Annotated in this window: 9 protein-coding genes; 2 read left to right on the forward strand and 7 right to left on the reverse strand. The window is 38.9% G+C overall.

The window, feature by feature from the left end:
• From RRG12_RS14425 to RRG12_RS14455, 7 genes are all read right to left on the reverse strand, one after another.
• The coding region (locus RRG12_RS14425) for an IS630 family transposase (protein ID WP_420759762.1) at positions 1–582 on the reverse strand (582 nt) is incomplete at its 3' end.
• On the reverse strand, positions 579–1,019 hold the full coding sequence (locus tag RRG12_RS14430; protein WP_420759763.1) for a helix-turn-helix domain-containing protein: 441 nt from the start codon (positions 1,017–1,019) through the stop codon (positions 579–581). The genes RRG12_RS14425 and RRG12_RS14430, both read right to left, overlap by 4 nt.
• 203 nt (positions 1,020–1,222) lie before the next feature.
• The gene (locus RRG12_RS14435; RefSeq protein WP_420759764.1) at positions 1,223–1,972 is read right to left on the reverse strand and encodes an SDR family NAD(P)-dependent oxidoreductase; all 750 of its coding nucleotides are present in this window, start codon (positions 1,970–1,972) and stop codon (positions 1,223–1,225) included.
• 256 nt (positions 1,973–2,228) lie between these two features.
• Entirely contained in the window at positions 2,229–3,641 is a 1,413-nt protein-coding gene (locus RRG12_RS14440; protein ID WP_420759765.1) for a cytochrome P450, read from the reverse strand.
• Positions 3,642–3,646: 5 nt separating this feature from the next.
• Positions 3,647–4,270 (reverse strand): O-methyltransferase, encoded by a 624-nt coding sequence (locus tag RRG12_RS14445; RefSeq protein ID WP_420759766.1) that lies wholly within the window; start codon positions 4,268–4,270, stop codon positions 3,647–3,649.
• Between the two features lie 143 nt (positions 4,271–4,413).
• Complete coding sequence (locus RRG12_RS14450) at positions 4,414–7,554, reverse strand: thioester reductase domain-containing protein (protein ID WP_420759767.1); 3,141 nt, start codon at positions 7,552–7,554, stop codon at positions 4,414–4,416.
• A 74-nt stretch (positions 7,555–7,628) separates the two neighbouring features.
• Positions 7,629–9,359 (reverse strand): HAL/PAL/TAL family ammonia-lyase, encoded by a 1,731-nt coding sequence (locus RRG12_RS14455; RefSeq protein WP_420759768.1) that lies wholly within the window; start codon positions 9,357–9,359, stop codon positions 7,629–7,631.
• Between the two features lie 1,083 nt (positions 9,360–10,442).
• On the opposite strand from RRG12_RS14455, the gene RRG12_RS14460 reads away from it, so the two are divergent.
• Together RRG12_RS14460 and RRG12_RS14465 are read left to right on the forward strand one after the other, a co-directional pair.
• The gene (locus RRG12_RS14460) at positions 10,443–11,261 is read left to right on the forward strand and encodes a sugar phosphate isomerase/epimerase family protein (RefSeq protein WP_420759769.1); all 819 of its coding nucleotides are present in this window, start codon (positions 10,443–10,445) and stop codon (positions 11,259–11,261) included.
• Between the two features lie 74 nt (positions 11,262–11,335).
• Positions 11,336–12,409, forward strand: a complete 1,074-nt coding sequence (locus RRG12_RS14465; protein ID WP_420759770.1) for an NAD-dependent epimerase/dehydratase family protein — start codon at positions 11,336–11,338, stop codon at positions 12,407–12,409.
• Positions 12,410–12,522 lie beyond the last annotated feature (113 nt).

Below are 12,522 nucleotides of genomic sequence, written 5' to 3' on the forward strand. Positions count from 1 at the left end.
TTGATCCCAAGCGGCAATTTCAGAAGTTAATGTTTCTGCATTAGGAATACGCCGTTCTAAACATTGGCGAGATAAAACAGATAATTCAATTTCTACTTGATTCAGCCAAGAAGCGTGTTTAGGAGTATAGTGAAACTCTAATTTTTGAATAATTCGACGTGCTTCTTCTGGTGGAAAAACTTCGTATAATGCACTGGGGGTATGAATATTCAGATTATCAACTACCAAACGAATAATATCAGCTTCTTGGTAGCAAACATCTACTAAATTTTTCATCTGAAGAGCAAAATCAGCTTTAGTTCGACGTTCTGTAACTTCGATATGCCGCCAGCCTGCCAAGGGTTGAAAACACGCAAATAAATTTACTGTCCCGTTACGTTTATACTCAAAATCATAACGTTCAGGCTGCTCCGGCTCTGGTGGCAAAGGAAGTCTTACTTCTTCTACTAATTGGTAGGGACGTTCATCAAAGCAGACTACAGGGCGTTTAGGATCATAAGGCTCATTGTATAAATCCAGTACATCTTCCATTCGGAAAACATATTCAGCATTTACTTCAGGAATACACCATTGTTCTCTCAACCAAGGCTTGATTTCATTTTTTTTAAAGTCTGACGTACTGTTTCATCTGAGATTGAATCTATAATACCAACGTTCACTAAATGATCTGCTAATAATTGCATTGTCCAACGTACTCTTCCAACTGGTGGATTAGAACAAGCAGTTGCAATCAAAAATGCTTCTTGTTTTTCATCCAACTTTTTGGGTTTTGGTGGATGAACTTCATCCTTTAAAGCAAAATCTAGCCCTCCAATGACAAATTTTTCTCGTATTCGTTGCACTGTTGCAACATGCGCTCTAACTGTATCAGCGATCGCTTGATCAGTTTCTCCTTCCGAAGCCATCAGAAGAATGTTTGCACGGGTTATGTTTCTTGCTTTATGCTTACCTTTTTTAATTATCGATTGCAGTTGAGAAACTTCATCTTCATTCAAGTCAACAATATACTTTTTCGCCATGTTATACCCCGTTTTTGGCTATTTTACCAATTAGAGGTTTTACTTAGCAAAGTTACCTTGGCAGACTACTAGATTTTCCTATTCCCTACTTCCATAAATGAATTGTTGGTCGAATAATTCTTGGATGCGATCGCAAGTCAATGTCTGGATTTGGAAATTTCGGAACATCTAAAAGAGTGAAGTTAAAAGCCCGCCCACACTCGTTAATCTCCTTGCTCTGTTGGACGTATTAGAATTTCATTAACATTAACGTGAGGTGGTTGCGTTAGTGCGTAGACGATCGCATTAGCAACATCTTCACTGCTAAGATTTTTCATGGATTGATAGTAATTCTCTGCATTCTGTTTTACTTCTGCGTTTGTAATATGGTTTGTAAGTTCAGTCTCCACCAGTCCTGGTTCAATGCTGGTAATGCGGATATTGTTTTTATAAACTTCCTGACGCAACGCCTCAGAAATGACATTTACTGACCATTTTGTAGCACAGTATACAGCAAAACCGCCTTTGATCACACGTCCTGCAACAGACGACACATTAATAATATGTCCACCACCTTGAGCTTTCATAATTGGTAAGACGCGATGAATGCCATATAGCAATCCCAAAACATTCAAATTAAACATCCGCCGCCAGTCTTCTGTATCTGCTCCTTCAATTGGCCCCAGAAGCATCACACCAGCATTGTTAATCAGAATATCTACCGTTCCCCATTTGGCTTGAGTTTGCTCAATTACCTGCTGAACTTGTGCCTCATCACTAATGTCTGCAACAATCGGCAACACTTGTCCGCCTTTTTCTCGAATCCTTTGAGCAAGGGCTTCTAAGCGATCGCTCCGTCGAGCTGTAATCACAACCTTTGCACCTTCTATACTTAGTGCAATGGCAGTTGCTTCACCGATACCAGATGATGCACCTGTAACAATTGCAACTTTATTAACTAATTTTCCTGTCATAGTAGTTAGTAACTCAAATTAACGCCTAGTAAGAATGGATTTTAGAAAGCTGTTCGAGCTAATAAAATGCCATAAATTTATGAAGAAGGGGAAGGGGGAAAGGTAAAAACCTCGCCCGAAGTAAAGCGAAATAATCCAAATTTTATGGGGAAGGTAAAAAGCGAGACCAATTGTGGGCGACAATCATCATCCCTTTCCCCTTTAACCTTTAACCTTTAACCTTTTCCCTTTTATTTACTTATGGCATTTTTCACTTTTAAACACTTCCACGTAAATGTAACTGAACTGGAACACCTTGTTTTGAGCGGAGTGTAAGGGTTGCCCACAGTATGAGATTAAAATCTGACACTAGTTTCAGATGGTACTTTTGAGCAATAGTTGCAACGATCAACACCATTTCCATTTGTGCCAAACTCTTACCGATACAAATACGTGGCCCATTGCCAAATGGAAAATAGGCTCCTCTCGGCAACCGCTTTTCCAAACCATTAGCCCAGCGATCGGGATTAAACATATCTGGCTGTTCAAAGTAACGCGGATGTCGATGCATTATCCACGGACTCATTAAAACTGTGCATCCTGTTGGTACTTTGTAACCATCAATTTCGTAATCTTGAGTAGCTATACGAGGCATAACTGCGATCGGTGGATAAAGACGCATTGCCTCCTTAATTATCGAATCGGTGTAATACAAGTGTGGTAGATCGGCAACTGAAGCACACCGACCACCCAATACCTCGTTTAACTCCGCCTGTAACTTAGTTTGTACTTCTGGATGTAGAGATATCAGCAGAAAAGTCCAAGACAAGACAACGGCTACTGCTTCTTGTCCTGCAAAGAGTAAAGACACAACTTCGTCTCGAAGTTGCTTATCATTCATTTGACTATTATCATCTTCATCACGAACGTGCATCAGCATTGAGAGCAGATCGCCTGGATCTTCACCACTTTCCCTGCGTCGCTGAATCAGGGAATAAATATATCGATCCATCTCTTGAAGAATGCGATCATAACGTAAGTTATTTGTTGTTGACTGCTCCTCTAGCTTATTAATTCCTTCATGGGGTGGGTTCTCAAACAATCTTGTAGATACACCTAAAATGTAAGCAATATCTTGAGCTTCTTGCTCACTTAGCTCGTGATTGAAGATTACTTTCCAGATAATTTCCAAAGTGAGGTCTATCATATCTGGCTGAAGATTACGGACTTCGCCATCTTGCCAAGTATCAAGCAAGCCTTCCGTATAGGATACTATAGTGTCGCCAAAGTTGGTAATACGCTTATGATAGAGAACTGGTTGAGTAATGCGTCGTTGATGAAACCAGGATTCTCCTTCCTTGATAAATATCCCTTCACCAAGTAGACCTTGTAAAGCAGTACGCACATGCGGGCCTCTAATAAACAAAGCCCGATCTTTTGATACTTGCTCGATATAGGCGGGACAATTGAGTAATAAAGATGAATTTGTACCGATTTGTAGCGGCACAATATCTCCATATTCAAGAGAGCATTTGGCTAAAAAAGCTAATTTCTCTTCGTTCAAATTAGCTAAGGTATCAAATATAGATACTCTTCCCAGCCCAGGTAATTTAAATACATCTTGATTCATGCTCTTTGTGTTATTTAAATATTTTTGAGAACTATCAGAGCCTTTATGTAATCGGCTCATAAAAATTAGATTGCTTTTCTCGTTAACTCCAGACCTTGACCAATATCGATTTGAATTGATTCTAAATCCGGTTTGCTGCGGACATATTCTTGATAATCCTTCATGATTGCGCGAAAATCGAGAGGAGAAGTAATGTTATCTGCAACAACAATTGCCCCAGGAGCTAGCTTTTCATAAAAACGATCAAAGCAGGGAATGTAAACATCTTTCCAGGCATCCAGCAAGATAAAATCCCATGCTCCTGATAAATTCTCGATTAACTGTGTAGCATCACCAAGTTGAAAGTCTACAAAATCTTCTAAACCAGCCCTACGGATATTTTCCATTGCTTGCGCTTGCTTGGTAGTAAGACATTCGAGAGTAGTGACCTGACCACTATTTACCCGCGCTGCTTCTGCTAACCAGATGGTTGAATAGCCAACGCTAGTACCAATTTCGAGAATGCGTTTACCACCTTGCGTTTTCAGAAGCATATTCAAGAACTGTCCAGTTTGTGAGCCAACCGCCAGCATCATTTCATCTCGATGTTTTCCTCTTTCTTGAGGACTGAGTACTTTGAGTTGATTTTGTTCTGCCTCTAAGAGAGCATCAAATTCAGATAGCACATTCACTACGCGTAATTCCTTCATATGAGCAATACCTTCGCCAAAAAAAGAGTATGGATATACACAAGTATGTTTGATTTAGTAAAGCTTTTACCTCACAAAAGGATAGCTTAAAACCTGAACTCAGGTATTTCTAAAGAGCAAATTTATACATCACTTCTTTTATGTTAATTTTGAGCTAATTCGAGCCAACCACTACGACTGAAATACGAAAAATAGGTATTTAGCAGCTGGATATTTACGGGAGGACAAGTTATAGAACTACCATTCAGCGCAACCTGCGTTGCAGAGCAACTAAATTGCGGCTCTGATAATTGCTGATTCTCCTGAGAAATAGCCAATTTTTCTTGAGGCAGGTTTTTGAGAAAAAAAGGCAAGAGATGATACAAAGGATTTTCTCTAGAGCGTACAATATTACTCAGTTGCATTTGCCAGTCTTGATAAGAAATATGTTTAATCGGATAGCCTATTGAACTGATAAAATCTGTTAGTTGTCTCCAATTACAGGGTTGGGGATTATTTATATGAAAAGCCTTTCCTATAGAATCTTTTTGCTTTGATAAATAAACAATACTTTGACTGACATAATCCACAGGAGCCAAATCTAATCTATCAGTTATGTCTGTCATACTCCCCATTTGAATACATCCTTTAATGGTACGACAAATCACGTCATCTTTATACCAAGCACCTGTTTGACTATGACCAGAAATAAATGATGGTCTATAAATCGAAACTGGAATTCCTCGCTCAATTGCTATCATCATTAACTTTTCTGCTACCCATTTACTCTGAGAGTAAGCAAGTTTCATTCCTTCACTATGAACAAGTCGATCTGATTCTGTGACTACCTTTCCTGCATAGCCAGGCGATTCAAAAACAGCAACAGTTGAAATGTAATGTACTGACTTGGTTTTGACAAGACTCGCCAATCTGAGAATTCCCTGGGTTCCTAAAACATTTGTAGGCTTTAATGCTGAGTAGGGATAAACATAGTTGATCCAAGCGGCATTATGATAAATAACATCAATTATGCTGCTCATCTTTTCAAATTCTTCAGATGACAAACCTAACAATGGTTGAGATAAATCTCCTACAACAGGAATAATTCTGGTAGAGAAATCCTCTCTCCAAATTCCGTAAGATTCTAAGTTTTTTTGAATTCTGATTTTGCCTGAATAAGTATCAGCAGAACGTACCAGACAATAAATGTTTCCCTGGGTTTTCTGCAAAAGTTCTTGCAGTAGAAAGGCTCCCAAAAAACCTGTAGCTCCAGTTAAGAAAATAGAATAATGATCGCTGCTTACAAAAGACTTAGCGGGGTATTCTGGGAAGATTGTAGAGTCCAAAACAGCCTCACAATTCAAATCTGTCACTAATTCACTTGCATGAGTATTGGTTAATGAAGGTTTTGAAAAAATTGTCTTTTTTGCTGCTAATTGCTCAAGCAATAGGTTTAGTACCTGGTTAATATTGTAGTTGCCAAGAAATATATCTATGGGTATGTCTACGCCTAATTCAGTATCAATGCGATTCTTGAGATCGATATTCATCAGAGAATCTAGCCTCAGTTCCTTCAAAGGCTGATCTGTATCTAGATGTTGAAGTGAATTTATTTCTAAAACTTTTGCAAATTGCTCTCGGAGGTAAGCAATTAATAGTTCTTGACTTTGATTTAAAGAAGTATTATCTAATTGCTGCAAAAATTCAATTCTTTGCTCTAATGGCTGCTCAAATTTTGTATTTTCTTTTATTTTAATAAATTCTTGTTCTACCAATATTCTTCGTAAAATTTTGCCCGAAGCTGATTTGGGAATTTTGTCTACAATTTCCAGCCTGCGGATTATTTTCTGAGGTGCAACTTGCCGAGCTACAAACTCCATTATTTGCTCTGGTGTAGCTGGTTCTTTAAGTACAACAAAAGCTTTGGGAACCTCGCCACAAGTACGATGAGGACTTTTGATTACACAAGCATCAGTAATAGCCGGATGACTTAACAATACTGCTTCTAGTTCTGCTGGTGCTATTGAGTATCCATTGCACTTAATCAAGTCTTTAATCCGATCGACTATGTAAAAGTAACCGTCTTCATCAACGTAAACAATATCCCCCGTGTGAAACCAACCCTCTCCATCAATTGCGTTAGCGATCGCTTCTGGATTATTCAAATAGCCTTTCATTAACTGTGGCCCGCGTATCCACAGTTCTCCTGGTTGATTGCAGCTTAATGAGTGTCCGGTATCAACATCTACAATTTGACATTCCACATTGCTGAGACATTGGCCTACTGAGCCTGGCTTAATCTTGTCACGTTCGTCTGGAGTAAGCATAGTCAGAAGTGATTCTGTTGAGCCATAGCCTTCCTTGACGACACAATTGATAAAACGTTTTTCGCACTGTTCTATTGATTTGGGGTTTAATGGCGCTCCTCCAGAAGTAATTGCCCGTAAGCTCTTCATATTGTATTTATCCACTATTGGCTGGTTTGCTAGTACTAGCACAATTGGTGGTGCGACATGGATACGGGTGATTTTGTGTTTTTCGATCAGGTTGAGAAATGTCTCTAGATTGAAGCGCGGCATTGTCACAATAGTAGCGCCACAACTAAGGCTGTAATTCAGTATGTTCATGCCGTAGCAATGAAAAAAAGGTAAAACACCGATGACTGTATCAGCCTTGCTCATCGGTTCGCAGTTTTGAAATTGGTGAAGGTTTGTCAGTAAAGTATGGTGGGTGTGCATCACACCTTTAGGCAAACCAGTAGTGCCACTAGAGTAGAGTAATGCTACTAAGTCTTTTTGGGGATCGATGTGTATGGATGCTACTTCCGCTTCGCCTTCTAAAAGCACAGAAAATGAGGTAGCTCGTGTTGCCTCACCAAACACAAACACTTCTTCTACTTTTGACTGACTAGCTGCTTCTGATGCTTGCTCTATCAGATCAGGAATAGTGAGGAGATATTTTGCTCCAGCATCATTGAGTTGGTATACAAGTTCTTGGACTGTATAAGATGGGTTGACTGTGGTGGTAATCCCGCCTAAAGTTGCCACAGCGTGGAAAGCTATCGCATATTCGGGAAGGTTAGGGCTGTAAATAGCCAATACATCCCCTTTTGAGAAACCACGGGCTGTCAAGTTAGAAGCAACTTTAGCGATCGAGGAAGCCAATTGTCTATAACTCACTATGCGATCGGTCAGCCCTTCAATGAAAGCTGGTTTGTCACCTAATTCTACTGCTCCCTGCAATACAAATTCTGTTAGGGGCTGAACTGGGATAGAAGCATCAGCATATAGACTGCGAAAAATCATAGTCAATATTTAATAAGTTAGCGAAGATATTGAACAAGCAACCTAATTAATCAGCACTTTTAGATGAATCCTGACTAAAAGCTCGCTCTAATTTTGTTAACAGCTTGCACAATCTGACCACCGATGGAAATGTCATGAGCAATTAGAGCAATGTGCTGGTCGAGGAATTGCTCGTCATCGTTCCAAATGTAGGGGCTATGGGATGAAGGCGGTTTTCCAACTACGTTTCGTACAGCTAGATACAATTCTTGGGTTGTAGGTGATAAACACTCAGTAGCATTGTAATGACCTGCAATAAGATAAGTTCTGAGATCGACAGCTTGAACTCCAAATATCAGCGCAAGTGCCAAATATTGTTGAAACAGTTCCATAGAGCGACGGGCTAAATTCGCCGAATTAAATCCTTGGCTATTAATATTTTGGTTAAATTGTTCAGCGTGAGTCGGAAATCGGTCAACAATTGAGTTTCCATAAAAGGCTAACAGAGGCATAATTGAGTTTCCAGTGATTTGTAGCCCCTTGAGTCCCATATTAACTAGACACTCAGTATTACCAACTAAAGAAGGGGAGAGTCCATTACTAAATTCGGGTGCAACTAAAAGCGCAATTTGTGTGTCAAGGTGTTTCGCCAATAGCCCGATGTAATAGCGCAGCTGATCCATCGCAATCCCTACGTGTTGCCCAAGAAAATTACCACCATGATAGGTCGCTTGGTTAGCAACATCAATTAATGGGTTATCTGTAACTGAGTTAATTTCCACCTCAATTTGATTAGAAATATGCTCAATTCCTTCGATAATCGGTCCAAGATACTGTGGCAAACAACGAAGTGAATAACGATCTTGGATAGGTTGTTGCCCTCGATAGTCATGAGAGCCGTCTAACTCATTGCGGATTAAGCTTGATCCCTGCAATAACTCCAGTATGCAAGAAGCTGCCCAAACTTGACCAACATGAGGTTTACACTGATGAATAAATGGATGAAATGACTGATTTGTTCCATTCAAACCCTGAATAAACAGTGCATGGATACCCATCGTCAATGCCAGCGCTACTTGTGCATCATAGACACAGTTACTAGCGATACCTGTCATAAATGAGGTACCGTTCATCATTGCTAGCCCTTCTTTGGGCTGGAGTTGCAACGGTGGTAATCCTAATCGAGACAGCGCTGTTAGAGCATTTATCTCTTCGCCATTAAAGTCTACTTGATAACTGCGATCGAGTCCAAACAATGCACCCGTAATGTATGAAAGTGGTGTTAAATCACCACTGGCACCAATGCTGCCAAACTCATATACGTATGGAGTAACCCCAGCATTGAGAAAAATCCCCATCCGTCGAATTACTTCAAGTCGAATTCCAGACGCTCCTCTCAAGTGAGAGTTAGCCCGCACAAGCATTGCAGCTCGTACATCTTCTAGAGGTAACATCTGTCCTGCACCAACCTTATGATATCGAACAAGATTTTTCTGTAATTGAGTTGCTTGTTCAGGTTGGATAGCAACATTGGCCATTCCACCAAAACCACTAGTTACACCATATATCGGCTTACCAGCTTCAACTGCTTTATTAATGTAATCGCAGGATGCTTGAACGCCTTCTAAAATTTCGCTCTGATCAGTTATATTTACCTGTACATGATTGCGAGCAACTTGTACAACCTGATCTATGGTTAGAAAACCACCTACGGTAACTGATGATTTTGGTGGTTGCGTTGACTCCAAATTTTGGAGTAAAGAAGGAATGAGTTCAACATCTTGTAAAAAGAATTTATCACCTTGTTCTTGCATTATTTCGGTCATGGTTTATTACATCTATCAAGGTTAAGTGAAGGGAGCAAAACGAAACAAAATCCTTTGATTTATTTTTAGCCATAACTGAACCGTATTGCTGCACACTACGGCAACGAGTGTCCTGTCTGGTAAGAAAAAACTTGTCGTTTTCCAAGAAGCTACATAGACCACTTTTTTACATCTTGGTGTGAACCTCTGTATTAAAATATTTGACAGATATTAAGAAGAGATTATGTAAACTTTAAGCAAGGTTTTTATTCTTTAAAAGCGGGTTTGTCAATACGCCTAAAGAGTGATAATCTTATTATTAGATTGAAGAAACGGAGATTAATTAAGGTTGAGCAAATATTTACATACAGCTTTCCTCTGGGGAACCATTTGGTACGTCTAGGGTCTGGCACTAACGTGCCCTATTCTTTTCAGGATTTCAAATGTTATCAATAATTGGTCTTCCAAGCTGAGTTTACCTAGCCGTCCTGTTTTTTGTGGTTCTACCTCTCCTTTTATAAAAAAGTTATAAAAAAATCAATAAAACTATAAAAAAATCTTAAAAATAAATGGCTAAAACTCTTGCTAAGTAAAATTTTTGGCATTTCAAGTTCTACGCGATCGCTAACTGGTATCTAATAAGGATATCAGAAATAAAATTTTGGGGTGTCAGCCATGACATTAGCTATTGAAATTGAACGCTACGTAAATGCACTATCTCAAAAGTATCCTATCATTGCCATTTCATTTGATTAGTCAACTTTAGATTTACTTTAAAAATATCCTCTTATATATATCCATTTTTTTATTATTTTAAAGCCATGTCAAGGCAATTTTAATCTATTATTAATTAATGCTTAATCTTTCATTAATTATATTTTGTTTTCCTATAAAGAAGTAGAAATGGAATCATGAGCTATTTAAAAGTTCCTTGGTAAAGTTTAGTAAAATTCACAATTTTAAACTTTGAATAACTCCCAAAACTAAAATGTTTGAAAAGCTAACTTGAGATTCAGAAGAAAGTTTAACGCGAAAAAGTAAATATTAACCAATAGAATTAAAAGGAATTAAACGGCTATGGCAAAGTATAGGCTCACACTCAATATGGAATACATCAAAAATGCTAGTAAAGGATTTCAATGGGGAGTTGAAAAAGCTGCGGACTTGGGCTATCGATATGTAGAACCTATGGTGCATACCGGATGGGATCTATTGAGTGAAGTCAATTTCTTTCATTCCTTCTCTACAGAGGAAGACCCCTTATTAATGAAGGAAATCTGTGATCAGGCAGGGGTTAAAGTGAGTAGCATCAGTGGTCACAGTCCTCTGATGAAACCAGAAGCAGCTGTACCGCGCTTAACACAAGCAATTGTTTTTGCGGCAGCTTGTGGGGCAAAGTTCGTTAATACTGATGACATGGATAAGCCTGAGTGGATGGAAGATGATTTTGCCTATACCATGATGAAATATACATTAACGAAAGCGAATTTTGTTGCTCAACGGCATAAAGTATATATTTGCATTGAACCTCATGGAACTTTTACCTGTACTTCAAAAGGAATTTTAAGTATCGTCAACCTTGTCCCTTCTCCTTGGATAAAAATTAACTGGGATACTGGGAACTTTTATTTAGCTAACTTTGAAGATCCTTATGAAGGTTTAGAACGTGTAAAAGACTATGTTGTACATATCCATGCTAAAGATATTAGTCAGCAGCATAGTGAGAAGGAGCGAGGAGTTGTTACCGGGACACCTGTAGGATGTGCCTGTGGTGAAGGAGAGATTGATTGGGAACGTATTTTTAAAATTCTAGATCCTCTTGATAGAGAGATATTTTTAAGTGTGGAATGTGGGCAAGTTGATGAAGCTGAACGGAGTTTAGCTTTTTTGACAAAAATTTTAGGAGAAAAATTAATAGATTGAGATATGGCTAGTCTGCCGTCTTACTTATCGCCTCAGATGAAAGGATTACGAAACAGTAAAACTTTAAAGGGAATATGGATGTAGTTGTTATAACAGGTTCGGCAGGATCTATTGGTAGTGAATCCGTAGATTTTTTTTCCAAGAAATTCGATTTGGTAGTTGGAATAGACAATAATACCCGCCAAACACTTTTCGGCAGTGAGGGGTCAGTCATATGGAATCAGAAGCGACTAGAAGATTCTATTATTAATTATCGTCATTATCATGCTGATATCCGAAACTATCAAAATTTGGAGAGCATCTTTAGAGAATATAGTTCTGATATAAAACTGGTAGTGCATACCGCAGCTCAACCTAGCCATGATTGGGCAACTCTTGAACCACTTACAGATTTTGCCATCAATGCCAATGGAACGCTTAATGTACTAGAAATAACTCGTTTGCTCTGCCCAGATGCCGTATTTATTTTTACTTCTACAAATAAAGTGTACGGTGATCAGCCTGAGCATTTGCCTCTGGTGGAGTTAGAAACTAGGTGGGAGATTGACAAGAATCATCGCTTCTTTACTGAAGGAATCGATGAGAGTATGAGCATCGATTACACTAACCACACCCTATTTGGAGCTTCTAAGCTAGCTGCTGATATAGTTGCACAAGAGTATGGAAGACATTTTGGCATGAAGGTCGGGGTGTTTCGATGTGGATGTCTAACTGGCCCCAAACATTCTGGTGTAGAACTTCATGGATTTTTGTCTTACCTGATGAAGTGTGCTTTCACCGGTAGAAACTATACTATCTGCGGGCATAAAGGAAAACAGGTAAGGGACAATATTCATAGTTATGATTTGGTAAATATGTTCTGGCATTTTTACCAAAATCCTCAAAGAGGTGAGGTCTATCATGCAGGGGGAGGTAGGTTTGTGAATTGTTCTATGAAGGAAGCAATCGTTCTGTGCGAAGAAATTACGAGTCAAAAAATGCACTACAGCTATTCAGAAAACAGCAGAGTTGCAGACGTAAGGTGGTGGATTAGTGATGTATCAAAGTTTAAAAGACATTACCCGGATTGGAATTTGAGTTATGGGATCAAGGATATTCTCTTGCAAATATATGGCTCTATGACCAAACGTTTAGCACAAAAAACATAGCCTAGCAGTTATGAAGTAAGTTGAAAAGAAGGAGAGAAACGAGGGCACAGCTATTAAGCGTATAGCTTAACTATTCCAGTTTTTCAGTACTTACAAATTAGATGCTACTTGTC

The sequence above is a fragment of the Nostoc sp. CALU 546 genome, assembly GCF_048836525.1.